The sequence below is a fragment of the Micromonospora globbae genome (assembly GCF_003610785.1).
In the GTDB taxonomy this organism is placed as follows: Bacteria; Actinomycetota; Actinomycetes; order Mycobacteriales; family Micromonosporaceae; genus Micromonospora; species Micromonospora globbae.
This window is the reverse complement of sequence record NZ_RAQQ01000015.1, coordinates 1-25360: the sequence shown is the minus strand read 5'-3', so window position 1 is coordinate 25360 and position 25360 is coordinate 1. Positions and strand designations below refer to the sequence as shown.

Here is a 25360-nt window from a genome sequence, read left to right as displayed (position 1 = left end):
GACGGCCGCGCAAGCGGAAGGAAGCAAGTGGTACAGATGCGTGCGGACGTCCTCGTCGTCGGTGGCGGGCTCGGTGGCGTCGCGGCGGCCCTCGCGGCCGCCCGTGCCGGCCGGTCGGTCATCCTGACCGAGGAGTTCGACTGGCTCGGCGGGCAGCTCACCAGCCAGGCGGTCCCACCGGACGAGCACTCCTGGATCGAGCAGTTCGGCGCCACCGCCAGCTACCGGGCGCTGCGCAACGGCATCCGGGACTACTACCGCCGGCACTACCCCCTCACCGAGCGCTCCCGGGCCTGGACGGACCTGAACCCGGGCGCCGGCTGGGTGAGCCGGATCTGCCACGAGCCGAGGGTTGCCGTCGCCGTTCTGGAGGGCATGCTGGCGCCGTACCGGGGTTCCGGGCGGCTCACGGTGCTCCAGCCGTACCGGCCGGTCGCCGTGGCCACCGACGGCGACCGGGTCGTGGGGGTCACCGTGGCGCACCGGGACCGCGACGACCGCATCGACCTCACGGCGCCGTACGTGCTGGACGCCACCGAGACCGGTGAGCTGCTGCCGCTGTCCGGCACCGAGTACGTCACCGGGTTCGAGTCGCAGGCGCAGACCGGCGAGCCCAGCGCGCCCGCCGAGGCGCAGCCCATGAACATGCAGGCCGTCTCGGTCTGCTTCGCCATCGACCACGTCGACGGCGACCACACCATCGACCGCCCCGCCGGCTACGACTTCTGGCGCGACTACAAGCCGGACTTCTGGGGCGACCGGCTGCTCTCGTGGCGCTCCCCGCACCCGCGGACGCTGGAGATCGTCGAGCGCAGCTTCACCCCGAACCCCGACGACGACCCGCTCACCGTCAACGCCGACCAGCGACTCAACCCCGGCGACGGCAACCTGTGGACGTTCCGGCGCATCGCCGCGCGGCGCAACTTCACCACCGGCGCGTACGCCAGCGACATCACGCTCGTGAACTGGCCGATGATCGACTACTTCGAGGGGCCGGTCATCGACGTGCCGAACGCGGCCTGGCACCTGGCCAAGGCGCGTGAGCTGTCCCTGTCGGTCCTGTACTGGCTCCAGACCGAGGCGCCCCGTCCCGACGGCGGCACCGGGTTCCCCGGGCTGCGGCTGCGCGGCGACGTGACCGGCAGCCGGGACGGGCTGGCCCAGGCGCCGTACATCCGCGAGGCGCGCCGCATCCGCGCCGAGTACACGGTCGTGGAGCAGGACCTGTCGCTGGCCGTACGCGGCGAGCACGGCGCCGTGAGCTACCCGGACTCCGTGGGCGTCGGGATGTACCGCATCGACCTGCACCCGTCCACGGGCGGCGACAACTACATCGACGTGGGCTCCTGCCCCTTTGAGATCCCGCTCGGCGCGCTCATCCCGCAGCGGGTGGAGAACCTGCTGCCCGCCGGCAAGAACATCGGCACCACGCACATCACCAACGGCAGCTACCGGCTGCATCCGGTCGAGTGGAACATCGGCGAGGTCGCCGGCCTGCTCGCCGACTTCTGTCTGGCACGGGGCGAGTCCCCGCGCGCGGTCCGCAGCACCCCCCGTCTGCTGGCCGACTTCCAGGACCGCATCTCGGCCGACGGCGTGGAGCTGCGCTGGCCGACGATCGCGGGCTACTGAAACCCCCGGTGAGGAGATGATTGTGAGAACCCGTCAAGGACTGCGGGTCGCCGCCGCGGCGGTGGCCGGCGCGCTCGCGCTGTCCGCCTGCGGCGGCGGCGGTGACTCGGCCGACGACGGCCCGGCCAGCCTCCGGATGACCGTCTGGTCGGCGAACGAGGCGCACCTCAAGCTGCTCAACGAGATCGCCGACGAGTACCGCAAGAACCACCCGGACGTCAGCGCCATCACGTTCGACCCGCTGCCGTTCGAGAACTACACGACCACGCTGACCACCCAGATCGCCGGCGGCAACGCCCCCGACCTGGCCTGGATCTTCGAGAACTCCGCGCCGGACTTCGTCGCCTCCGGCGCGCTGGCGCCCCTGGACGACACGCTCAAGAAGACCGAGGGCTACCAGTACGAGGACCTCTCCCCCGCCACGCTCAAGCTGTGGCAGGACGGCGGCAAGCTCTACGCGTACCCGTTCTCCACCTCCCCGTTCGGCGTCTTCGTGAACACCGACCTGCTCAAGAAGGCCGGGCAGAAGACACCGGCGGAGCTGATCGCCGCCGGTCAGTGGACGTGGGACGCGGCGCTCGCCGCCGCCGGCGCGACCGCCCGTGCCACCGGCAAGGCGGGCCTGGTCATCCGGGACTTCGACTACAAGGGCTGGGACAACCTGTCCACCTTCTGGACCGGCTGGGGCGCCCAGGCGTGGAGCGAGGACGGGAAGTCCTGCGGCTTCGCCGCACCGGAGATGGTCGACGCGATGACCACGCTCCACAAGGCGATCTTCACCGACAAGGCCCTGCCGGGGCCGGGCACCACGGCGGACTTCTTCGCCGGCGACGCGGCCATGACGATCACGCAGATCTCCCGCGCGTCGCTGCTGAAGGACGACGGCTTCGCCTGGGACCTCGTCCCGCTGCCGGCCGGCCCGAAGGGCCCCTACGCCGTCGTCGGCCAGGCCGGCATCGGGGTGCTGAAGAAGAGCCCGCACGCCGAGCAGGCGGCCGACTTCCTGGCCTTCCTCACCAACCCCGCCAACTCGGCGAAGCTCGCGCAGTTCTTCCCGCCGCCGCGGCAGTCGCAGCTCACCGCGGAGACGCTCGCGAAGACGAACCCCAAGCTCAAGCCGGAACAGTTGCAGAAGGTCGTCATCGACGGCATCACCAGCGGCGTGGTGAAGCCCAACCACGCCGGGCAGGCCGAGCTGAGCCAGCAGGTGCGCGCCGGCCTCGACCCGCTGTGGAAGCCGGACGCGGACGTGAAGGCCGTCCTCGACGGCCTCTGCGCCAAGATCCAGCCGATGCTGGCGAAGTAGGGCAGCAGGGTCATGTCCCAGACGGACATCAGGGTGGGTGGGGCGACGGCCCCGCCCACCCCGGCCCGCGCCCGGCCGTACTGGACGAGCCGCCGCCGGGACCACCTCGCCGGTTACCTGTTCATCGCGCCGCAGCTGATCGGCAGCCTCGTCTTCGTCTTCCTGCCGCTCGTGCTGGTCGTCTGGTACAGCCTGCACGAGTGGAACGTGCTCGCCGGCACGTTCGACTTCGTGGGCGGCGAGAACTACGCCGCGCTGGCCGACGACCCCAACCTCGGGTCGGTGCTGCGGGCCACCGGGCTGTTCTCCGTGGGCCTCGTGGTGCTCAACCTCGGCCTCGCACTGCTGCTCGCCGTCCTGCTCAACCAGAAGCTGCGCGGCACCATCGTCTTCCGCACCCTGTTCTTCTCCCCGGTCGTCGTCTCGCTGGTGGCCTGGACCATCGTCTGGGGCTTCCTGCTCCAGGACAACGGCGGTGTCAACGGGCTGCTGGACACGATCGGCGTGGACGGGCCGAACTGGCTGCGCGGCGAGGGCACCGCGATGTTCTCGGTGATCGTCGTACAGGTCTTCAAGAACGTCGGCCTCAACATGGTGCTGTTCCTCGCCGCGCTCCAAGGCGTGCCGGCGGAGCTGTACGAGGCCGCCGAGGTCGACGGCGCCAGCCGGATGCGCCAGTTCTGGCGGATCACCGTGCCGCTGATCAGCCCGACGATCCTGCTCACCTCGATCATCACGGTGGTCGGCTCGTTGCAGGTCTTCGCGCAGATCGCCGTGCTCACCCAGGGCGGGCCGGGGACGTCCACGACCGTGCTCGTCTACTACCTCTACCAGCAGGCGTTCCAGTTCCACCACTTCGGCTACGGCGCGACGCTGTCGATCGTCCTGTTCGGCATCGTCCTCGCGCTCACCGTGCTGCAGTGGCAGATGCGCAAGAGATGGGTCTTCCATGAGTCGTGACCTGTCGCCCCGGACCAAGGTGGTGCTCTACGGGGTGCTGCTGGTGCTGGCGATCCCGTTCGTCTTCCCGACCTGGTGGATGGTCACCTCGTCGCTGAAGCCGATCTCGGACATCTTCGCCTTCCCGCCGCAGCTCCTGCCCGTGCACCCGCAGCTGGAGGCGTACCAGCGGGTGTTCGAGCTGCAGCCGTTCGGCCGGCAGTACCTGAACAGCCTCTACATCGCGCTCGTGGTCACCGTGGGGACGCTCGCGGTGTCGGCGCTGTCCGGGTACGCCTTCGCCCGGATCCGGTTCCGCGGCCAGAACGTGCTCTTCCTGGTGGTCCTCACCGGGCTGCTCATCCCGAGCGAGGTCACGATCGTCCCGCTGTTCCAGATGTTCTTCAAGCTCGGCCTGATCGACACGCACTGGCCGCTCATCCTGGTGCCGATCCTCGGCGCCCCGAGCGTGCTGGCCACGTTCATCATGCGGCAGTTCTTCATCAGCCTGCCCGCCGAGCTGGAGGAGGCCGCCCGCGTCGACGGGCTCGGCCGGTTCGCCACCTTCCGGCGGATCGCCCTGCCGCTGTCCCGGCCCGCGCTCGGCGCCGTGGCGATCTTCACCTTCCTGCACAGCTGGAACCTCTACCTGGAGCCGATCGTGTTCCTCTCCTCCCCGGAGAAGTTCACCCTGCCCCAGGCGCTCACCCAGTTCGTCGACGCGTACGGCGGCCCGATGTGGAACGTCCAGCTCGCGGCGGCGTCGATGACCGCGCTGCCGGTCCTGGTGGTCTTCGTCCTCGCGCAGAAGCAGTTCGTCGAGGGCCTGGCCCACACCGGCCTCAAGGGATGAGCACACCGACGGTCGTCGGCCTGGACATCGGCGGCACCAAGACGGTGGCCGCGCTGGTCGGCGCGGACGGCAGCGTGCGGGACCGGCGGCGGGCCCCCACGCCCGCCCGCGGCGGGCCGCGGGCGGTGCTCGACACCGCGGCCCGGTTGGCCGCGGAGCTGCTGCCCGCGGCCGGCGACGGGCCGGTCGGGGTCGGCACCGCGGGCACCGTCGACCCGGCCACCGGGACCATCCGGTACGCCACCGACTCGTTGCCGGGCTGGGCGGGCACGCCGGTGGCCGACGCGCTGGCCGACCGGCTCGGCCGCCCGGTGCGGGTCGCCAACGACGTGCACGCCGCCGCGCTCGGCGAGTCCTGGGCCGGTGCCGGCCGGCGCGACGCGGACCTGCTGCTGGTCGCCGTCGGCACGGGGCTCGGCGGGGCGCTCGTGCGGGACGGTCGTGTCGACACGGGCGCGCGCGGTGCCGCGGGGGCCGTCGCCCACCTGCCTGCGCCGGGCGCCGAGCGGCTGCGCTGCGGGTGCGGCCGGTACGGGCACCTGGAGGCCGTCGCCTCCGGCAGCGGGCTGGCCGCCGCGTACGCCGCCGAGACCGGCGCGCACGTCGACGGGCGGGCGGTCGCGCAACGGGCCCGGGGCGGCGACCCGGCCGCCGAGACGGTGCTCGCCCGGGCCGGCGCCGCGCTGGGTCGCGCCCTCGCCGGGCTCGTGGCCCTGCTCGACCCGGCGGTGGTGCTGCTCGCGGGCGGCGCCGCCGAGGCCCTGCTGCCCGCCGCGGCGGCCGCGTACGCCGCCGAGCTGCCACCGGCGTGGGCCGACGTGCCGCTGCGGGCCGCCGCCCTCGGCGGGGACGCCGTCGCCGTCGGCGCGGCCCGGCTGGCCCTGGATCCGTACGACGGGGGCGCTGCGGCGTCACCGAGGAGGGAACGACCGACGTGAGCGTGCTCGACGACCTGGCGGGCGGGCTGGTGGTGTCCTGCCAGCCGCTGCCCGACGACCCGGGCGACCCGATGCGGGACGCGTACGTGCAGGCCCGGGTGGCGGCCGCCGTGGTGCGCGGTGGCGCGGTGGGCGTCCGGGTCAACAGTCCCGCGCACGTCCGGGCGGTCTGCGCCGCCGTGGACGTGCCGGTGATCGGCCTCTACAAGCACGGCGACGCGGACGTGTTCATCACCCCGACCGCCGGGCACGCGGTCGAGGTGGCGCTCGCCGGGGCCCCGATCGTCGCGGTGGACGCCACCGACCGGCCCCGCCCCGACGGGCGGACGTTCGCCGACACCGTACGCGCGCTGCGGGACCGGACGGCCGCCCTGGTGCTGGCCGACGTCTCGACGGTGGAGGAGGGCGTGGCGGCCGTCGCCGCCGGCGCGGACGCCGTGGCCACGACGCTGTCGGGGTACACGGCGGCGAGCCCGCACGCCGACGGCCCGGACGTCGCCCTGGTCGGCCGGCTCGCCGCCGCCGTGCCGGTGCCGGTCTTCGCCGAGGGACGCTACCGGACGGCCGAGCAGATCGACGCGGCCTTCGCGGCGGGGGCGCACGCCGTCGTGGTGGGTAACGCCGTGACCTCGCCGTTGTGGATCACCCGCCGGTTGGTGGCGTCCCTGCGCGGCACGACCGGAGCGGGCGCCCCGCAGCGGTGAGACGCCCCCGCCGGGACCGGCACCCGACCGCGCCGGCCACAGCGGGGCGGGCGGCCGCGCGTCAGTCGCGCCGCTTCTCGAACAGCTCCATCTCGAGGTCGTAGTAGCGGCTGCTGCGGCCGAGGTGGGTCATGCCGAGCCGCCGGCACACGGCCTGCGACGCGTGGTTGTCGGGATAGGTGACGGCGACGACCCGCTCCAGACCGGCGCGGAACGCGTCGTCGAGGACGGCCGCCGCCGCCTCGGTGGCGTAGCCCTTCCCCCAGGCGTCCGGGTGCAGGTGCCAGCCGATCTCCACCTCCTCCGGCCCGTCGGTGGTCTCACCGGCCGACAGCGGGATCGGCTTGAGCAGGAGGGTGCCCGCGAGCCGGTCGTCGGCGGCCGTGGTGATCGCCCAGATCCCGTGGACGGGGTGGTCGACGGCCCGGCGGCGGGCGATCGAGGCGAGCGCCTCCTCGCGGGTCGTCATCACGGTGGGGTTCGCGCCGAGGAAGCGGACGACCTCCCAGCGCGACTGCATGTCGAGGAGGAAGTCGGCGTCCTCGTCCCGCCAGGGGCGGAGCCGGAGGCGGTCGGTGGTGATGGTGCGCACGGGACCGCATCCTGCCACGGCCCGCGCGTCGCGCCCGCGGCGCGGCGTCACCTGGTGGTCGCGGCGGCGTCCAGCTCGGCGGCGAGGGCGTCGAGCTGGGACGCGGTGCCCTGCTCGCGCCAGGCCGGCTGCTCGTGCCCGGGCAGGTAGGTGCCCTGCTCGGTCAGCACGAGGCGGGTGCCGCCGGCGTCCGGGACGAACTCGACGGTGGTGATCGAGACCGTCGAGAGGGCGTCACCGGCCGACAGCGTGGAGCAGCTGACGATCCGCTCGCCGGGCACGATGTCCTGGTAGTGGGCCTCGAAGGTCAGCACCGTGCCGTCGTGCCGGCCGATCGCCCGCTCGCAGCCGCCGACCCGGAAGTCCAGCTCGTGCTCGGCGTCCGGCCCGGCGAACCACCGGGCCTTGACGCTCGGGTCCGCCCACGCCGAGAAGACGGTGGCGGGCGGCGCGGCGTAGTGGCGTTCGAGGGTGAACGTCGAGTGGGTGATCTCTGTCGTGGTCATGGTCGGTCCTCCTCGGTGGTGGTCGGTTCCGTTGCCCCGGCCAGTACGTCGTCGAGCCGGTCCAGGCGGCGCTCCCAGGCGGTGCGCCGCGCGGTGAGCCAGACCTCGGCGGCGCGCAGGGCGGCCGGCTCGACCCGGCAGGTGCGCACCCGGCCGGCCTTCTCCGACACGACCAGCCCGCTGCTCTCGAGGACCTGGACGTGCTGGAGCACCGCCGGCAGCGTCATCCGCAGCGGCCGGGCCAGTTCGCTCACCGACGCGGGCCCGGCCGTGAGCCGCTCGACGATGGCGCGCCGGGACGGGTCGGCGAGGGCGTGGAACACCCGGTCCAACGGAACCTGATGGTTAGGCACTCACTTAACCTTTCACCGTCGCCCCCAATAGTCAAGGGATTGCTTAACTTTTTCGGCTGCGGATGTCCCCCGGCGTTTGCCGCCCAGAGCCCGGGGAAGACCCGCGCGACCGGGCCGGCCGCGCCCACGGGTCCCGCCGCGCCCGGTGTGCGGCAGCAGGCCACGCCGGCAGACCCGAGGAGGACCAGGATGACCGCAGGCAGGAACGCCGTCCCGCCGGGCAGCCGCCCGAGCGGGGCCCGGAAGTCCACCGGGGCCAAGAAGGCGCCGATGAACCGGAAGGCGGCGGCGAAGAAGGTCGCCGCCGCCACGAAGCGGGCCACCGGCGCGAGCGCGGCCAAGTCTCCCGGCGAGAAGCCGACCGCCACGACGGCCCGGGTCGCACGGAAGAAGGACACGTCCGCCACCACGGCCACGCCCACGCGCAGGCCGACGGCGAAGGCGGCCGCCGCGAAGAACGCGCCGCCGAAGAAGGCGCCCGCCACGCCGGCCGCCGCGCGGAAGGCCGCCAAGAAGGCCCCGGCCCGGTCCCGCACCACCTCGGCCACGAGGGCGCCGGCGAAGAAGGCGACCACCATGGAGACGTTCGGCAACCGGCGTACGGCTCGCAAGGCCTGACCACCGTCGCGGGCGGTCGGCACGCCACCGGCGGACACGGCGGTGCCGGGCACGGAGGGTGGGTCCTCCGTGCCCGGCACGCTCTCGGTGTTACAGCTCGCGGACCCTCACGTTGCGGATCTCGATCAGGTCGTTGGTGCCGTGGTTCTGCAGCCCGACGAACCCGCTGAGGAACTGCCGCAGGTCCGTGGGCGGGTCACCGGCCCGCGAGGACTGCTTGCCCGGGGTGTTGTCGAACTCGTTGATCACCACGCCGTTGCGAATGATCGTGTAGTGCTGCCCGACCACCCGGATCTCGTAGTCGTTCCACTGGCCCTTCGGGGTCGCCCCCGCCTGCTCCAGCGTGGTCGGGTCGAAGTTGTAGATCGACCCGGTCTTCTGCGGTTCACCGGTCGGACCGTCGTAGATCTGGATCTCGTGACCGCAGAAGATGGCCACCCACGCCTGCGAGCTGCGGGCCGAGCCGACCGTGCCGCAGCTGCCGTCCGGCCGCTCCTCCAGCGGCGTCCTCGGGTCGGGGAACCGGACGAACGCGCCGCTGTTGGCGTACGTGCTGCCGGTGGACACGTCCCGGAACTGCATCCGCATGGAGAAGTCGGCGAACTCCTTCTTCGCGTACCAGAGCATGCCGAGCCCACCCGAGCTGCGGATCGAGCCGTCCGGCTGGAGCGTGAACGACCCGCTGGGCGCCTGCCGCCAGTCGGCGAGCGAACCCGCCGAGCCGTCGAAGATCGGCTGGTAGCCGGGAACCTTGCCGATCTGCGACTGGGCGGCGGCCTTCTGCAACGTCGTCGCCTCGCGGTTGTCGAGGACGCCCGCCTTCCGCAGGTCGCCCACCACGCCGGCGACGTGGCTCACGAACTGGCCGTGGTTGGACCACATGCGCTCGTCGTCGATCAGGTCGTTGACCGTGCAGTCGCCGCCCACCTCGTGGTTGGTCACGCCGGTGTCGGTGTCGAGCATCCGCACCGTCGAGCGGGTGTCGGGCGCCGCGCACCCGACCACGACCTGGACCGTGCCGGTGGCCACCTCGCCGTTGGCGTACGTGACCTTCACGGTCGCCTCATAGGTGCCGTAGTCGGCGTACGTGTGCGTGGGGTTGGCCTCGCGCGACGGCGCGCTGCCGTCACCGAAGTTCCACTCCCAGGCCACGCCGCCGGCGCGGGCGCTGGAGAAGGCGATCGTCTTCGGGCTGCTCTGCGCCACGGCCCGCGCGGTCGCGTGGCTCGGGTTCGGCGTCGCCGGGCCACCGTGGTAGGTGATCCGGATCAGCTTCTGGTTGGGGTGCAGGCTGAAGAACCCGCCGGCGTAGTCGAGCATGTAGAGAGCACCGTCCGGGCCGAACTTGGCGTCCATCCAGGACTGGAGCTGGTTGGCGCCGCTGCCCGGGCGGATGATGCTGCGCAGGTCCTCGGCGAAGGCCGGCGGCCCCGCGGTCGGGACCTTGCTCGGGTCGACGGTGACCGCGATCCGGTTGTTGGCGTTCGACTGGTCACCGATGAACCACTTGTTGTCCCAGTACTCCGGCCAGGCCACACCGCTGTCGACGTCGACGTTCTCCCGCTGGTACGTCGGGCCGTCCATGACGGCCTGCCCGCCGCCCTTCAGGTACGGCTGGGTGAAGGTCTCGTCGCCGAGCTTGTACGTCGGCAGGCCACTCCCGTCGGTGCGCTTCGGGTAGACGGGTCCACCGCCCTGCGGCGAGTACCAGATCATGTTGTCCCGGGCCGGCGGGATGTTCACCAGGCCGGTGTTGCGCGGGGACTCGTTGCGCAGGTTGTCGCAGTCGTACCAGCCGGTGAGCACGCTCGCGTCGGTGTTGCTGCGGTCGCGGTACGGCTGCCGGTTGCCCATGCAGTACGGCCAGCCCTGGTTGCCGGCGGAGGTGATGATCGTGGCCGTCTCGTACTTGGCCGGACCCAGCTCGGGGTTCGGGCCCCCGGCGTCCGGGCCGACCCACGCGGCGGTCAGCCAGTCGTTGACCGGGTCCCACGCGATGCGCGCGATGTTGCGCACGCCCATCACGTAGATCTCCGGGCGGGTCTTGCCGCCGCCCTCCTCCTTGCCGGTGAAGAGGTTGCCCTGCGGGATCGTGTAGGTGCCGTCGGGCTCCGGGTGGATGCGCAGGATCTTGCCGTTCAGGTCGTTGGTGTTGCCGGCGGTGCGCCGCGCGTCCTGGAACGAGACGCCCTTGTACTCCTGCGTCCAGTTGTTGCCCGAGTAGCCGTCCGAGCCGCCGGAGGAGTTGCTGTCACCGGTGCCGATGTAGAGGTTGCCGGACTCGTCGAAGGTCATCCCGCCACCGGCGTGGCAGCAGCTGTGGATCTGGGTGTCCCAGCTCAGCAGGTCCTTGCGGGTGCCCTGGTCGATGGTCTGCCGCGCGGCGTCGTACGTGAACCGCGACACCGTCCGCTTGCCGATGCGCCGGTCCCGGTCGATCGACTCGTGCGGCATCCAGTACACGTAGATCCAGCCGTTCTCCGCGAACTTGGGGTCGAGGGTGATGCCGACCAGGCCCTCCTCGTTCTTGACCAGTTCGCTGCCGCTGCCCCGGTTGCCCATCACCGCGAGGGTGGTGAGCAGCTTGACCTGCTTGGTCTTCGGGTCCCACTGGTGGATGGTGCCGCAGCCGAGGCCCACGTTCGGGTTGTCCCAGCTGGAGATCGGGCCGGTCGCGCACGCGGCCTTGCCGATGTAGAAGACCTTGCCGTCGGGGGCGATGGTCAGGCCGTGCGGCTCGCCGATCTGGTCGAGCTGGCCCGACTGGTTGGTGGCGGTGAGCCGCTCGATGCGGTAGTTCGACCCGATGGTCGCCTGGCAGTCGCCGCGCACCATGCCGGTGGTCCACTGGATCGCGCCGACGAGGTGGCTGCGGAACTGCCGGTCGCTGGTCCAGCTCGCCTCCGTGCGGCCCATGCCGGTGTAGAACGAGCGGCCACCCTCGTAGTCCTGGCACCACGAGACCGGGTGGAACGCGCCGTTCCCGCTCAGGCCCGGGTTGTAGGTGCCCTCCTCGACCTGGGCCACCGTGTGCACCCGGCCGACCGGGCTCGGGTCCCAGTTGATCCACTGGTCGGCCCGCTTGGTGGTCAGCGGCAGGCCCTTGTTCGCCGGGTGCTGGCGGTCGGTGAAGTCGACCACGGCCTCCTGCACGGTGGTGTCCGGGGCCGGTCCGGCGTCCGGGCCGATGAGCCACAACTCGGCGAGCTGCACGAGCGGCTCACCGCTGTTGGCCGTCACGTTGAGCCGGTAGTGCTGGTAGGCCTTGGTGTTGGTGAAGCTGTACTGCTTGGTCTGGAACCGCTGCGGGAACGTCTCGTTGGTGCGGGTGTCCAGGTCGGTCCAGGTGTTGCCGTCCTCGGAGCCCTGCAACGTCCAGTTCTTCGGGTCCCGGCCCGGGAAGTCGTTCGCCGAGGTCAGGGCGTAGCGGCTCACGACGACGGGCTTCGCCAGCTGCACGGCCAGCCAGCCCGTCGGGTTGAAGGTCAGCCACTTGGTGCCGGTGGACCCGTCGATCGCCTTCGCGGCGGTCTCGTTCGGCGGGTTCTCGGCGCTCGCCCTGGCCGAGACGGGCTTCTCGGCGTTCGGCAGGCTGGCCGCCGGCCGGGTGCCGATGAGACCGGTGAACCAGGCGGAGCTGGGTTGGGCGCGGGCCGCGTCGTGCACGCCGAGGAACCCGCCGCCGCCCTTGATGTACGCCTGGAACGCGGCCTCCTGCGCGTCGTCGAGCGTCACCCCGTTGGCGGAGAGGAACACCACGCCCCGGTAGCGGGACAGGTTGCCGAACGTGAAAACGCCGGGATCGCTGGAGGCGTCGACGGCGAAGCCGTGCTCCGCGCCGATGCCGCGGATCGCGTCGACGGCCCGGGTGACCGGGTCGTCCTGCTTGTCGGCCGGGCCGTGGAACACCAGGACCTTCACCGCCGCCGCGGCCTCGGCGGCGGCCGCCTGCACGGGCGCGGCGCCGACCGGCTGGGTGGGCAGTCCCAGCACGCCGAGGGCCAGCGCGGCGCTCGACGCGAGGGCCCCGGCCCGCCGCAGCGCCCGCCGACGGGCGGGTGGCGGCGCGACGGGCGAGTCGGACCGTGGCGGTCGTCCGACCCATCGGGACAACCGGAAATGGCGTCTGTGAGCCATCTCGACTCCTCCTCAGTAGAGGTACATGCGGTTACCGGGGCGGCGCACCGGATCGGTCGGCCGCCCGTACGGGGTGTGGGTGGGAGACGTTGCGGCGGACGGGCGGGGTGGCTGGGGACCACGGGGTCCCGGCCGTGGCTGCTGCTCCGGCTTGCGGACCAGCAGCCACGGACCCTGGGTCAGAGGTGCGGTGGCGGCTGGTGGTCAGTTGTGCTGGTGCGCACCGGCGGCGCCGGTGGTCGCGCCGGCCGCGGCGGGGGCGGCGGCGTGGGTGTGCGCGTCGTGGCCGGGCGGCATGTTCCCGTTCTCGTCCAGGACGTGCAGCATCGTCGACATGCCACCGTCGGAGTGGAACTGCATGTGGCAGTGCAGCATCCAGTGGCCGGGCCCGACCGAGTCGCCGGCGGTCACCGTGACGCCGAACGAGTCGCCCGGCCCGAGGGGCTTGTTGTCGATGACGTTGACGGTGTCGGCGAACGCCTCCCCGTTCGGCATCACCCCGGTGCGGTTGTCCACCCACGCGTGGCCGTGCAGGTGGAAGGTGTGCATGTCGTTGCCGATGCCGACCACGATGAACTCCACCCGCTCCCCCTTGCGGGCGACCAGGCAGGTCGGTCCCGGCTGGGGGTTCTGCGCGTCGCAGGTGTCGGCGGCCGCCCCGCGCCGCAGGTTGATGCTCTGCAGGTCGCCGAAGACCACCGTGTAGGTGCGGTCCGGCTTCGGGTCACCGGGTCGGCGGACCACCAGCCCGCCGAAGAGGCCCGCGCCGAGGCCCTGGGTGCCGTGGGGGCCACCCACCACGTGGTCGTGGTACCACCAGTAGCCGGCGGTGCCGGGCGCGCCGGTCTTCTTGTTGCGCGGCGCGGCGTACCAGGTGTAGGTGCGCGACTCGCCGGGCGGGACGAACGAGCCGCTCTGCACGGTGCCGTCGGAGAGCTGCGTGTACTTGACACCGTGCACGTGCAGCGACACGCCCAGCGGGTGCGCCGGGTTGGTACGCAGCCGCTCCAGCGTGGCGGCGGGCACCAGGTTGTGCAGCGTGATGGCGAGGCACTCGCCCTCGGTCATCTCCATCGTCGGGCCCGGGTAGGAGGCCGTCTGCGGGGTGAGGCCGTAGCCGAGCCGGGTCTGCGTGCCGTCCTTGGGCAGCTCGACGGCGTACAGCTGCAGGGTCCGGTCCGGCTTGGTGCAGCCGTCGGGCCGCTCCGCGAAGAAGGCCCCGGTGCGGGCGGCGGCGAAGCCACCGGCGCCGACCAGCGTCAGCAGGACGGTGGCCATCACCACCATCAGCCGGCGACCGCCCGTCCGGCGCCGGTGCGGCGGGTCGGTGTGCGCGCCGGCCGCCGGGACGTCGGCCGCCGGCCCGCTCGCGGCGTTTCCGCCCGCCGGGTCGTCCTCGACGAGCCGCCAGCCGCTCACCGCTCACCCCGCAGGTCGACCATGCGCTGGTAGCTGCGCTCCGCGGCGCCCAGCGAGCCGGGCGGATTGGGCTGGACGTTCGGCGCGGTGTCCTGCTCCCACAGGTAGGTGAAGCGACCGCCGCCGTCGAGTTCGGTGAAGAACTCGGCGAACGGGATCACCCCGGCGCCGAACTCCACGTCGAGGTAGGAGTTGCCCTGCTGCGGGTCGGGCAGGGGTACGCCGTCCTTGACGTGGAACAGCGGGAAGCGGTGCGGGTGGGCCTTCACGTAGTCGACCGGACGGAATCCGGGGTACTTGCGCGCCCCGCCGTACGCCCACAGGATGTCCAGCTCCATGAACACGTACCGGGGATCGGTCAGCTCCAGGAACAGGTCGTACAGCCGGACGTCCGGCCGGTCCGTCGCGAAGCTGAACTCGATCGTGTGGTTGTGCTGGTAGAGCTTGATCCCGCGGGCGGCGGCCGCGGCGCCCCACTCGTTGAACTCGGCGGCGGCGGCCTTGTAGCCGTCGATGGTGCGGTTGCCCGTGGGAGCCTGCGCGGTGCCGATGGCGGGCATGCCGAGGATCTCGGCGACGTCCAGCTCCCATTCGAGGTTGGTGCGGAAGTCCTGAAGGCCCCGGTGGCTGCCGGCGGCCTTCAGGCCGTTGTCGTCGAGCAGCTGCCGGATCTGCTGCGGGGTGATGGGGCCGACGTTGCCCTGGGTGTAGCCGGCGAACTCGACCTCCCGGTAGCCGATGCGGGACAGCTCCTCGAAGACGACCGCGAAGCCGAGCTCGGCGATCTTGTCCCGGACGCTGTAGAGCTGGATGCCCATGTGGCCGCGCGGGATCAGGCGGCCGTTCGACTCGCCCGCCGCGGTCGCCGGCAGGGCGCCGGCGAGACTCGCCGCGCTGACGGCGACGGTGGTTCCGGCGAGGCCGCGCAGCAGCGCCCGCCGGTCGATCCTGTTCTTCGCCATGGTGGTCGTTTCCTCTCCTGGGTCAGCAGCAGGCGGCGGACGTCCCGCCCGGGCAGCACGCCGTCAGGGGCGCGATCCGGACGTTGCGGAAGCTGATGACGTCGCCGGTGCCGTGGTTCTGCAGGCCGATGTGGCCGCGGGCGTGCTGGCGGCCCGCGCCGCCGGGATCGTCCGCACGGGGCGGGCTGAACACGGCCTCGGGGGAGTTCACGTACTCGTTGACCAGTTCGCCGTTGCGGAAGATCGAGTAGTGCTGCCCCACCACGCGGATCTCGTAGTCGTTCCAGGTGCCCTTCGGGGTCACCCCGGCGCCCGCCAGGTCCACGCGGTCGAAGCCGTACACCGACCCGCTCTTGTACTGGTCGCCGTCGGGACGGTCGAAGATCTGCAGCTCGTGGCCGTACTTGATGGCCACCCACTCCGGCCGGGGCTCGTCGGGGTGTCCGTGCACGGTCGGGAACCGGACGAAGACGCCGCTGTTGGCGCGGCCGTCACCGGGTGCGTCGTCGCGCCACTGCAGCTTGAGCGAGAAGTCGCCGTACTCGGCGGTGGGAAGCCAGAGCATGCCGAGACCGGGAACCGCCCGGCTGGTGATCGACCCGTCGGCGTTGCGGGTGAAGCCGCCCGCCCCGACGTGCTCCCACTTCTTGAACGAGGCCGGCGACGAGTCGAGCAGGGCCGTGTAGCCGTTCCTGCCGTCCGGCTTGCCGACACCGGAACGGGCGGCGGCGCTGACGAGGCGGCCGTGCTCGGCGTGGTCGATCACGCCCAGGTGGTGCAGGTGCTCGGTGACCTCGTTGACGTGCTTCAGGAACTGGCCGTGGTTACGCCACTCCTTCTCGTCCTGGATGGCGTTGTTGATCGTGCAGCCGTCCGCGATCTCCCGGTTGGGCACGCCGCTGTCCACCGTGCCGAACCAGACGGTCGGCCGGGTGTCGGGCACCGGGCAGGCGCGGGGGCCGCTCGCGACGACCGTGAAGGTGACCGACGCGGTGCCCGAGGTGTTGCCGGCCCGGTCGGTGGCCCGGTAGCTGAGCGTGTGCGCGCCCGGCCGGTCGACCGTGACCGGCACCGAGTACCGGGTGTACGCCGCGCCGTCGAGCGAGTACTCGATCCGGTCGACGCCGGAGCCGGCGTCCGCGGCGGCGAGGGTGACGGTGGCGCTGCCGACGTAGGCGCCCGTCTCGTCCTGCTGGCCGGTGACGCTGGCCGTGGCGGTGGGCGGCGTGGTGTCCGGCGCCGGCGGGTCGACGACGGTGAACGACACCGACTGCGGCGTCGACGTGTTCCCGGCCTTGTCGGTGGCCCGGTAGCTCACCGTGTGCTGGCCGACCTGGTTGACGGTCACCGGGGCGGTGTAGGTGGCGTAGGCACCGCCGTCGAGCGAGTACTCGACCCGGTCGACGCCCGACTCCGTGTCGGTGGCCGACAGCGTCACGGTCGCCGAGCCGACGTACGCCCCGTTGTCGTCGCGCTGGCCGGTGACGTTGGCGGTCGCCGTCGGCGGCGTGGTGTCACGGACCGGCGGCGCCACGACGGTGAACGACACCGACCGCGGCGTCGAGGTGTTGCCAGCCTTGTCGGTGGCCCGGTAGCTCACCGTGTGCTGGCCCACCTGGTTCACCGTCACGGGGGCGGTGTAGGTGGCGTAGGCACCGCCGTCGAGCGAGTACTCGACCCGGTCCACGCCCGACTCGGTGTCCGTGGCGGACAGCGTCACGGTCGCCGACCCGACGTACGCGCCGTTGTCGTCGCGCTCGCCGGTCACCCCGGCGGTGACGGTCGGCGGGGTGGTGTCCGTCGGCGGCAGGTCGACCACGGTGAACGACACCGACTGCGGCGACGACGTGTTGCCGGCCTTGTCCGTGGCCCGGTACGTCAGGGTGTGCTGGCCCGGCTGGTTCACGGCCACCGGCGCGGTGTAGGTGGCGTAGACGCCGCCGTCGAGCGAGTACTCGACCCGGTCCACGCCCGACTCGGTGTCCGTGGCGGACAGCGTCACGGTCGCCGACCCGACGTACGCGCCGTTGTCGTCGCGCTCACCGGTCACGGCGGCCGTCACGGTCGGCGGGGTCGTGTCCGTCGGCGGCGGCTCGACCACGGTGAACGACACCGACTGCGGCGACGAGGTGTTGCCGGCCTTGTCGGTCGCCCGGTAGCTGACCGTGTGCTGGCCCGGCCGGTTGACCGTGACCGGGGCGGAGTAGGTCGCGTACGCGGCCCCGTCGAGCGAGTACTCCACCCGGTCCACACCCGACTCGGTGTCCGTGGCCGACAACGTCACGGTCGCCGACCCCACGTACGCCCCGTCGTCGTTCCGCTCACCCGTCACGGCGGCCGTCACGGTCGGCGGGGTCGTGTCCGTCGGCGGCGCCTCGACCACGGTGAACGACACCGACTGCGGCGACGAGGTGTTCCCCGCGTTGTCGGTGGCCCGGTACGTCAGGGTGTGCTGGCCCGGCTGGTTCACGGTGACCGGCGCCGAGTAGGTGCCGTAGGGGCCGCCGTCGAGCGAGTACTCGACCCGGCCGACACCGGAGCCCTCGTCGGTGGCCGACAGCGTCACCGTGGCGGCACCGACGTACGCGCCGTTGTCGTCGCGCTCGCCGCTCACGGCGGCGGTCACCGTCGGCGGCGTGGTGTCCGAGCTGCCACCGCTGACGACGAGGAGGCCCGTCATGCTCCCGTGGCCGGGGATCGCGCAGAAGTAGCGGTACGTGCCCGGTGAGAGCACCACGTCGACCGTCCACCGGCCACCGTTGGCGTCCGTCGGGTCGGCCAGGATGTTCACGTCGACGTCGGTGTTGTACGCCGGGTTGGTCGTGTCGAAGGTCAGGGTGTGCTGCATCCCGGTCGTGTTGCCGGTGGCGGCGCTGTTCTCGAAGACGAGCGTGGCCGGTCCGGCGACCGCGGTGGTCGGTGCGGAGCGGTAGGCCATGAAGTCGTTGCCGGCGGTCCAGGTCAGCACCTGGGCCTGCAGTTGGCGGGGCTGCGACGCCGCGGCGGCGGCCGGTCGTTCGGTGTCGACCGGCCGCGCGCTCGCCGGCACCGCCACCACCTGCGCGGTCAGCCACACGAGGGCGGCCGTTCCGAGGGCTGCGATCGATCTGCGTAGTCGACCAGGGGGTCGATAACCGTTCATCAATGCCTCTCTCCCAGTCGCGAGGCGCGCACCGCAGGAGCGGGCACCCCCGCCGATGTCGGGTCACCTCATGTCGCGAAATGTCGCCCAACGACACCCCCGTGTGTCCCCCTCCCCGGGCGCACGGGGTCCCCGGCCGTGGCGTCGCCACGGTCGTCCTGTGTGGATGGCCTTCTGCCCGGTCGGCGGGCGAGCCGGATCGCTCGCGTGAACGGGCGGCGTTCAGCGCGGTGCTGGCGGGGTGTCGGAGCGTCGGAGCTGACGAGGCGTCATCGAGCGGGACAGGCGTCGGTCACCCGACACGGCGCGTCGTCGCACCGAGTCGCCGGGCGTGCCACTGACCTCGGGGGTGCCGTCCCCGCTCGGGTCGGTGGCCGCGAGGGCGTGTTGCGCCGCCCCGAGGCCGCCGATCGAGACCTTCCGCGCTGCGGTTCATCTCGATGAAACATATCGATGAGCCCCGACACTACTAACTTGGTGTCACCCTGTCCAGACCTTTCGTCACCCCCGCGCGTACTTTTATCTGAACCAACAAAAGTCACCGTGGGTAGCCGCCAGGCGAGGCGGCGTGGACCGGGCGTGACCCGCTTCCGCGCAGGTCACCGGGCAGGTCTCGGAGGGTGGGTGCGGTCGTACGGGCTCGGCGAGGGCTCCCCGGAGGACACGCCGGAGCGCCCCCGGGACGGCCTCGACGGGCCGGGCGCGAAGGAGACGCGGGCGCGCCCGTCGGGGCCGGGACGTGCCGCGCCGGTCGACGCCAGGCGGGCGTCGACCGGCGCGACGGCTGTCAGACGGTACGGGTGAGGCGCTCGGCGAGGATCCGGGTGAACCGGGAGGGGTCGGCCAGCTCGCCGCCCTCGGCGAGCAGCGCCATCCCGTAGAGCAGCTCGGCGGTCTCCCGCAGCTCGGCCTGGTCTCCCCCCTGCTCGTGCGCCTTGCGCAGCCCGGCGACCAGCGGGTGGCCGGGGTTCACCTCGAGGATCCGCTTGACCGGCGGCACCTCGTGCCCCATGGCCCGGTACATCTTCTCCAGCGTCGGGGTGAGGTCGTGCGCGTCACCCACGACACAGGCCGGCGAGGTGGTGAGCCGGGAGGAGAGGCGCACCTCCTTGACGCTGTCGGCGAGCGCCCCGCCCATCCAGGTCAGCAGGTCGGCGAAGTCCTTGCGCTGCTGCTCCCGCTCGGCCTCGGCCTGCTGGCGCTCCTCGTCGGTGTCCAGGTCGACCTCGCCCTTGGCGATCGACCGCAGCGGCTTGCCGTCGTACGCGCCGACCCGCTCGACCCACACCTCGTCGACCGGGTCGGTGAGCAGCAACACCTCGAGCCCCTTGGCGCGGAACGCCTCCATGTGCGGCGAGTTCTCCAGCATGGCGCGGGACTCGCCGGTGGCGTACCAGATCTCGCTCTGGCCGTCCTTCATCCGCTCGACGTAGCCGCGCAGGTCCGTCGGCTCGGCGGCGTCGTGGGTGGAGGCGGCGCTGACGAGTTCGAGGAGCGCGTCCCGGTTCTCCGCGTCGTCGACGAGCCCCTCCTTGACGACCGCGCCGAACTCGGTCCAGAACGTGCGGTACCGCTCGGGGTGGTTGGCCTTGAGGTCCTTCACCGTGGCGAGGATCTTCTTGACCAGGCGGCGGCGCACGACCTGGATCTGCCGGTCCTGCTGGAGGATCTCGCGGGAGATGTTCAACGACAGGTCGTGGGCGTCCACCACGCCCTTCACGAAGCGCAGGTAGCCCGGCATCAACGCCTCGCAGTCGTCCATGATGAACACCCGCTTGACGTAGAGCTGGACGCCGCGGCGGCCCTGCGGGGCGAAGAGGTCCAGCGGAGCGTGGGCCGGGATGAAGAGCAGCGCCTCGTACTCGAAGGTGCCCTCGCCCTTCATGTGCACGATCTCGAGCGGGTCGGCCCAGTCGTGCGCGACGTGCTTGTAGAACTCGTGGTACTCGGCCTGGTCGACCTCGTCGCGCGGCCGGGCCCAGAGCGCCTTCATCGAGTTGAGCGTCTGCACCTCGCGGGTCGTGGCGCCGCCCTCGCCGGAGCGCTCGACCTCCATCCGGATCGGCCAGGCGATGAAGTCGGAGTAGCGCTTGACGATCTCCCGGATCGTCCACTCGGCGGTGTAGTCGTGCAGGTTGTCCTCGGCGTCGGCCGGCTTGAGGTGCAGGGTGACCGCGGTGCCCTGCGGCGCCGCGTCCACCGTCTCGACCGAGTACGTGCCCTCGCCGGTGGACGACCAGCGGGTGCCGCCGGACTCCCCGGCCTTGCGGGTGAGCAGCTCCACCCGGTCGGCGACCATGAACGCCGCGTAGAAGCCGACGCCGAACTGGCCGATCAGCTCCTGGGAGGCGGCGGAGTCGCTGGACTCGCGCAGCGTACGCAGCAGCTCGGCGGTGCCCGACTTGGCGATCGTGCCGATCACCGAGACCACCTCGTCGCGGGTCATCCCGATGCCGTTGTCGCGGACGGTCAGCGTCCGCGCGTCCCGGTCGACCTCGATGGCGATGTGCAGGTCGGAGGTGTCGACGTCGAGGTCCTTGTCGACCAGGGAGGCGAGCCGCAGCTTGTCCAGCGCGTCCGAGGCGTTCGAGATCAGCTCGCGGAGGAAGACGTCCTTGTTCGAGTAGATCGAGTGCACCATCAGCTGGAGCAGCTGCCGCGCCTCGGCCTGGAACTCCAGCGTCTCGACCGGGTTGCCCACACCGTCTCCCTTCTGCCTCACGTGGTGTTCGCGCACAGGATACGAGCCGTCACCCGGGCGGCCCGGGCCGACCTCTTCCCGATCCCCGTCCCTGGCGGCGTGACGTAGCTGACTTTGTCTTCCCTAAGTCAGCTCGGGTAGCGTCGCCGGCATGACGGATCTCCTCGCCGACCGGGACGCCTGGCTCACGACCAACTGCTCGATCGCCCGCGCGCTCGACGTGGTCGGCAACCGCTCGACGCTCCTGCTGCTGCGCGAGGCGTCCTTCGGCACGCGCCGCTTCGACGACTTCGCCGCCCGCGTCGGCGTCAGCGAGCCGGTCGCCGCGGCCCGGCTCAAGCAGCTCGTCGCCGACGGGCTGCTGGAACGGCGGCCCTACCGCGAGGCTGGGCAACGCACCCGCCACGAGTACGTGCTGACCGACAAGGGCGCCCAACTGCTGCCCGTGCTGACCGCGCTGCGCCAGTGGGGCGACGCGTGGGCGGCCGACCCGGCCGGCCCCTCGGTGCGGGTCGCACACCACGACTGCGGCGCCGAGGTGCACGCCGTGCTGCGCTGCACCGCGGGGCACGACGTCGACCCCGACGCCATCGACGTACACCCCGGGCCCGGCCTGCGGCGCGCCGAGGGCAACTGATCCGCGGAGCCGGCCGGCGCGCCGCCTCCTCCCCCGCCACCGGCCGACATCCGGCCGCCGTCCCCGACCCTCCCGCCACCCGGTCGGCGCCCCGCCGCCCGGAACTCCCACCGGCCGACCGGCGTCCCGCCGTCCCGGCCATCCCACGAGCACCAGGAGCAACGCATGAAGATCGCCGGAAGCACCGCCCTCGTCACCGGCGCCAACCGGGGCTTCGGCCGGCACCTCGCCGCCGAACTCGTCGCCCGCGGCGCCACCGTCTACGCCGGCGCCCGCAACCCCGACACCGTCGACCTGCCCGGCGTCACGCCCGTCCGGCTCGACATCACCGATCCCGCCTCCGTGGCCGCCGCCACCGAGCGCGCCCGCGACGTGAACCTGCTCGTCAACAACGCCGGTTCCGGCACCGGGGCGGACCTGCTCCACGGCGACCCGGAGCGGATCCGGCTGGAGATGGACACCCACTACTTCGGCACGCTGTCCATGGTGCGGGCGTTCGCACCGGTGATCGCCGGCAACGGCGGCGGCACCGTCCTCAACATCCTGTCCGTGCTGTCCTGGATCGCCCTGCCCAACGCCGGGGCGTACAGCGCGGCCAAGTCGGCCGAGTGGGCCCTGACCAACGCCCTGCGGACCCAGCTCGCCGAGCGGAACGTCCGGGTCGCCGGCCTGCACGTCGGCTACATGGACACCGACATGACGGCAAACGTCACCGCCCCGAAGCTCGACCCGGCGGACGTCGCCCGGATCGCCGTGGACGGCATCGAGGCGGACTCCTACGAGATCCTGGCCGACGACCTGAGCCGCCAGGTGCGGGCCGGCCTGGCCGGCGGGGTCGCCGCGCTCTACCCCGACCTGCCCTGACGGCCGGCGTAGGTGGCGGGGTGGCGCAGGTCGGCCCCACCCCGCCCTGACCGGGCCGAGACGGCGGTGACCGCGGGGAGACCCCGGTCGGGCGGTCGCGTGTCGGCAATCCGTCGTTGCCCCGCACCAGAGGGCTCCGTAGCGTCGCGACCACACACTGCTGTCGTGTGGAAGGGGCCCCTCGTGACCGAACTCGTCGCTCCTCAACTCGTCGTGAACAGCCGGATGCTCTACTTCGGCTGGATACCAGCCGACCCCGACGCCGTGGCCGCCCTCGTGCCCGAGGGGCTCAAGCCCGCACCGAACCGCCAGGTGTTCATGAACCAGTACGTCGTCGACGACGAGGCACAGACCTCCGGCTTCGGCGCCTACTCCCTGACGTACATCGGGCCCGACCTGTCCGGGGTGGACGCTCCCGACGGGGTCACCCCCGGTCGGTGGTGGACGCACTACTTCAACTCGAGCCCGGTGGTCCGGGCGTACGCCACCGCCCGCGGCGTACCGGCCACCCCGGGGACGACCACCATCGAGGTACGGGGTAACCGGCTGGTCGCCACCACCGAGGCGGACGGCGTGCCCGTCATCAGGGCGACGGCCCGAGTGGGCCGCACCGGCGACGCCGTGAACCGGGGACAACTCCGCTACCTCACGCAGGTGGACGGCACGCTGGTCAGCGGCAACTACCCGTTCGTGGCGGAGCCGGTCGACCCCTTCGAGGTGACGTCACTGGAGTTCCTGGAACCCGACCACCCGGTGTACGCACTGCGTCCGGCCGAGCCGCTCGAGGTCGTGTGGGGCTTCTACTCGCCACGGTCGTCCTTCGCCTACCCGGGTGGCGAGTCGGTGCTCGACTGAGCGATCCCCGAGCGCGTAGCCACCGGCGGCTCCGGCCGGGCGAGCAGGTCAGCTCGCCGTCAGCGACACGTCGTCGATCACGAAGCTGGTCTGCAACGAGGCGTCCTCGGTGCCGGTGAACGTCAGGGTCACCGTCTGGCCGGCGTACGCCCCGACGGCTAGCGTCCGCTGGACGTAGCCCGGCGCGGCGTCGAGGTTGGACCAGGTCGCCAGCGTGGTGTTGCCGAGCCGCACGGTCAGCCGGTCGTACGCGGTGGAGGTCGTGGTCTCGGCCGTGTCGATGTGCAGCCAGAACGACAGGGTGGAGCCGGTGCACCCGGCCGGCAGGGTGACCGTCTGCGCCAGCGTGTCGGTGCGGCTGCGCCCGTACCCGTCCAGCCAGGCCTTCCAGGTGCCGGTGCGGGCCGGCTGCGCGGTCGAGTTGGTGATCACGCCGGAGGTGGCGGTCCACGGGCTGCTGCCGTTCTCGAAGCCGCCGTTCGTGACGAGCTGGCCGCCGGGGCAGCCGCCCGTACCCGTGACGGTGAGCGTGTAGGTGGCGGTCCGCCGCGCCGACCCGGTGCCGGTCACCGTGATCGGGAACGTGCCGGTGGTGGCCGTCGCGGACGCCGTCACGGTCATCGTCGACGAGCCGCCGGAGGTGACCGACGACGGGCTGAACGTCACCGTGACGCCGGCGGGCACGCCGGTCGCGGAGAGGGCGACGGTCTGCGGCGACCCGGCGGTGGTGGCCGTGGTGACGGTGGCGGTGCGCGACGCGCCGGGCGCCACGCTGCCGGAGGTCGGGCTCACCGCGACGGAGAAGTCGTCGGCCGGGGCGCCGTCGCCGACCGCCAGCTGCCAGATGGCGTACGCGATGCCGTCCGCCGCCCGGTTGAGCACTGTCGCGCTGACGTTGCTGGTGGTGTCGCACGAGCGGTGGTAACACGGGTCGTACGCCGCGTTGGCCGTTCCACCCCACTTCGCCGCCTGGGCGCTGGTCTTGCGGGCGCTGGCACCGGCCGCGTAGCCGGAGGTGGGGATGCCGGCCTGCTGGAACGGGTAGTCGTCGGAGCGGCCCTGCCCCTCGACGTTCTCCTCCGGTTGCAGTCCGAGCGAGTCCCAGTACGCCTTCAGCGGCGCGGCCGTGCTCGACGTGAGCCGGTTGATGAAGTAGCCACCGTTGGTCGAACCGACCATGTCGAAGTTGTAGTAGCCCTTGATGTAGCCGCGCTGGGTCGCGCTCAGCGAGTTGACGTAGAAGCGCGAGCCGTTGAGTCCCTGCTCCTCGTCGGTCCACCAGGCGAACCGCACCCGCTTGGTGGTCGTCGGGTTCTGCGCGGCGAGCACGAGCGCGTTCTCCAGCAGGGCCGCCGACCCGGAGGCGTTGTCGTTGATGCCCGGCCCGGCGGACACGCCGTCGAGGTGCGCACCGAACATGACCACCTGGTCGGCGGGGCCGCCCGGCCACTCGGCGATGAGGTTGTTCGACGGGTAGGTGCAGGACGTGCACCGCTGCTCGGTGACGGTGTAGCCGGCCGCCTGCAACCGGCCCTTCACGTACGCGACGGAGGCGGTGTGGCCCGCCGAACCGGCGCGCCGGTTGCCGCCGTTGCTGCTGGCGATGCTGCCGAACTGGGCCAGGTGCGCCTGCACGTTGGCCACGGAGATGTCCGGCGCGGCCAGAAGCGCCGCGGGCGCTGGGGCTGCCCGGTCTGCGGCGGCGACGTCCGCAGCGGTGAACGGGGCTGCCGGGGCCGGGACGGCCGGGGCGGCGGCCACGGGGTGGGGGCCGGCGGACTGCGCTGGGAGGTCGACGGGCGGGGACGCGACCACGGGGTGGGCGGCCAGCGTCACCGATATCCCGGCGCACACGACGAACGCGATCCGCGCGCTCAACGCACTGCCTCTCATGGGGGCTCCTCGGGGTCGGAGGGGATTAGACAGTGGCACTCGTCGATTCATTGGCGCAATGGCCGTTCGTCCGGAACCGCCGGCATGAACGACTCCGGTGCGGTGATGTCCGGGGTGCCCGAGCGCCGACCGCCCGCCGACGTCGAGGTTGTTCTAGGAGGTCAGTCCCGGCCCGCCCCAGCTAGGTCGTGTCTCGAAGTGCGCGTAGCCATTCGTTGATGGCGGTGACGTGGATGGTGGCTTCGTAGCGGACGGCCAGCTTGTCGTACCTAGTGGCCAGACCACGGTGGCGTTTGAGCCGATTGATGC

At 72.1% G+C, this 25360-nt stretch carries 19 protein-coding genes and 1 pseudogene; 10 read left to right on the top strand and 10 right to left on the bottom strand.

The window, feature by feature from the left end:
- Positions 1 to 36: 36 nt before the first annotated feature.
- The 6 genes from D7I43_RS20375 to D7I43_RS20350 are packed head-to-tail and all read left to right on the top strand — an operon-like array spanning position 37 to position 6372.
- A complete protein-coding gene (locus D7I43_RS20375) occupies positions 37 to 1632 on the top strand; it encodes an FAD-dependent oxidoreductase (protein WP_120330144.1) in 1596 nt (531 codons plus the stop codon).
- A 22-nt stretch (positions 1633 to 1654) separates the two neighbouring features.
- Positions 1655 to 2938, top strand: a complete 1284-nt coding sequence (locus tag D7I43_RS20370; protein ID WP_240033063.1) for an ABC transporter substrate-binding protein — start codon at positions 1655 to 1657, stop codon at positions 2936 to 2938.
- A 12-nt stretch (positions 2939 to 2950) separates the two neighbouring features.
- Complete coding sequence (locus D7I43_RS20365; RefSeq protein WP_120330142.1) at positions 2951 to 3898, top strand: carbohydrate ABC transporter permease; 948 nt, start codon at positions 2951 to 2953, stop codon at positions 3896 to 3898.
- Positions 3888 to 4730, top strand: coding sequence for a carbohydrate ABC transporter permease (locus tag D7I43_RS20360; RefSeq protein ID WP_120330141.1), 843 nt, complete (start codon positions 3888 to 3890; stop codon positions 4728 to 4730). Before D7I43_RS20365 ends, D7I43_RS20360 begins: the two co-directional genes overlap by 11 nt.
- Positions 4727 to 5668: an ROK family protein gene (locus D7I43_RS20355; RefSeq protein ID WP_120330140.1), complete on the top strand. Its 942-nt coding sequence runs from the start codon at positions 4727 to 4729 to the stop codon at positions 5666 to 5668. Before D7I43_RS20360 ends, D7I43_RS20355 begins: the two co-directional genes overlap by 4 nt.
- Complete coding sequence (locus tag D7I43_RS20350; protein ID WP_120330139.1) at positions 5665 to 6372, top strand: N-acetylmannosamine-6-phosphate 2-epimerase; 708 nt, start codon at positions 5665 to 5667, stop codon at positions 6370 to 6372. Before D7I43_RS20355 ends, D7I43_RS20350 begins: the two co-directional genes overlap by 4 nt.
- A gap of 61 nt (positions 6373 to 6433) precedes the next feature.
- Here D7I43_RS20350 and D7I43_RS20345 read toward each other — a convergent pair whose 3' ends face one another.
- From D7I43_RS20345 to D7I43_RS20335, 3 genes are read right to left on the bottom strand one after another with little or no spacing between them, the layout of a single operon-like run.
- Entirely contained in the window at positions 6434 to 6964 is a 531-nt protein-coding gene (locus D7I43_RS20345; RefSeq protein ID WP_120330138.1) for a GNAT family N-acetyltransferase, read from the bottom strand.
- A 47-nt stretch (positions 6965 to 7011) separates the two neighbouring features.
- Positions 7012 to 7470: an SRPBCC family protein gene (locus tag D7I43_RS20340; protein ID WP_120330137.1), complete on the bottom strand. Its 459-nt coding sequence runs from the start codon at positions 7468 to 7470 to the stop codon at positions 7012 to 7014.
- Positions 7467 to 7823, bottom strand: coding sequence for an ArsR/SmtB family transcription factor (locus D7I43_RS20335; protein ID WP_120330136.1), 357 nt, complete (start codon positions 7821 to 7823; stop codon positions 7467 to 7469). The genes D7I43_RS20340 and D7I43_RS20335 overlap by 4 nt, the downstream gene beginning before the upstream one ends.
- Before the next feature lie 189 nt (positions 7824 to 8012).
- On the opposite strand from D7I43_RS20335, the gene D7I43_RS33100 reads away from it, so the two are divergent.
- A complete protein-coding gene (locus D7I43_RS33100; protein WP_192902215.1) occupies positions 8013 to 8441 on the top strand; it encodes a hypothetical protein in 429 nt (142 codons plus the stop codon).
- Between the two features lie 90 nt (positions 8442 to 8531).
- Here D7I43_RS33100 and D7I43_RS20325 read toward each other — a convergent pair whose 3' ends face one another.
- The 5 genes from D7I43_RS20325 to htpG all read right to left on the bottom strand — a co-directional run bounded on the left by D7I43_RS20325 (position 8532) and on the right by htpG (position 20802).
- Complete coding sequence (locus D7I43_RS20325; RefSeq protein ID WP_120330135.1) at positions 8532 to 12578, bottom strand: ThuA domain-containing protein; 4047 nt, start codon at positions 12576 to 12578, stop codon at positions 8532 to 8534.
- A gap of 204 nt (positions 12579 to 12782) precedes the next feature.
- The gene (locus tag D7I43_RS20320) at positions 12783 to 13997 is read right to left on the bottom strand and encodes a multicopper oxidase domain-containing protein (protein WP_204985241.1); all 1215 of its coding nucleotides are present in this window, start codon (positions 13995 to 13997) and stop codon (positions 12783 to 12785) included.
- Positions 13994 to 14959 (bottom strand): sugar phosphate isomerase/epimerase family protein, encoded by a 966-nt coding sequence (locus D7I43_RS20315; protein ID WP_120330134.1) that lies wholly within the window; start codon positions 14957 to 14959, stop codon positions 13994 to 13996. Before D7I43_RS20315 ends, D7I43_RS20320 begins: the two co-directional genes overlap by 4 nt.
- Positions 14960 to 14981: 22 nt before the next feature.
- A complete protein-coding gene (locus D7I43_RS20310) occupies positions 14982 to 18101 on the bottom strand; it encodes an OmpL47-type beta-barrel domain-containing protein (protein ID WP_120330133.1) in 3120 nt (1039 codons plus the stop codon).
- Positions 18102 to 18888: 787 nt separating this feature from the next.
- The gene (gene htpG, locus D7I43_RS20305; protein WP_120330132.1) at positions 18889 to 20802 is read right to left on the bottom strand and encodes a molecular chaperone HtpG; all 1914 of its coding nucleotides are present in this window, start codon (positions 20800 to 20802) and stop codon (positions 18889 to 18891) included.
- 151 nt (positions 20803 to 20953) lie between these two features.
- Here htpG and D7I43_RS20300 point away from each other — a divergent pair, with 151 nt between their 5' ends.
- The 3 genes from D7I43_RS20300 to D7I43_RS20290 all read left to right on the top strand — a co-directional run bounded on the left by D7I43_RS20300 (position 20954) and on the right by D7I43_RS20290 (position 23158).
- Positions 20954 to 21439, top strand: coding sequence for a winged helix-turn-helix transcriptional regulator (locus D7I43_RS20300; RefSeq protein ID WP_120330131.1), 486 nt, complete (start codon positions 20954 to 20956; stop codon positions 21437 to 21439).
- Positions 21440 to 21604: 165 nt separating this feature from the next.
- Positions 21605 to 22303 (top strand): SDR family oxidoreductase, encoded by a 699-nt coding sequence (locus tag D7I43_RS20295; RefSeq protein ID WP_120330130.1) that lies wholly within the window; start codon positions 21605 to 21607, stop codon positions 22301 to 22303.
- A 165-nt stretch (positions 22304 to 22468) separates the two neighbouring features.
- Entirely contained in the window at positions 22469 to 23158 is a 690-nt protein-coding gene (locus tag D7I43_RS20290; RefSeq protein ID WP_240033062.1) for an acetoacetate decarboxylase family protein, read from the top strand.
- A 48-nt stretch (positions 23159 to 23206) separates the two neighbouring features.
- Here the strand turns inward: D7I43_RS20290 and D7I43_RS20285 are convergent, their stop codons facing one another.
- Both D7I43_RS20285 and D7I43_RS20280 read right to left on the bottom strand, forming a co-directional pair.
- Positions 23207 to 25051, bottom strand: coding sequence for a M28 family peptidase (locus D7I43_RS20285; RefSeq protein ID WP_120330129.1), 1845 nt, complete (start codon positions 25049 to 25051; stop codon positions 23207 to 23209).
- A 181-nt stretch (positions 25052 to 25232) separates the two neighbouring features.
- Positions 25233 to 25360, bottom strand: a pseudogene (locus tag D7I43_RS20280) (IS5 family transposase); the annotation flags it as partial.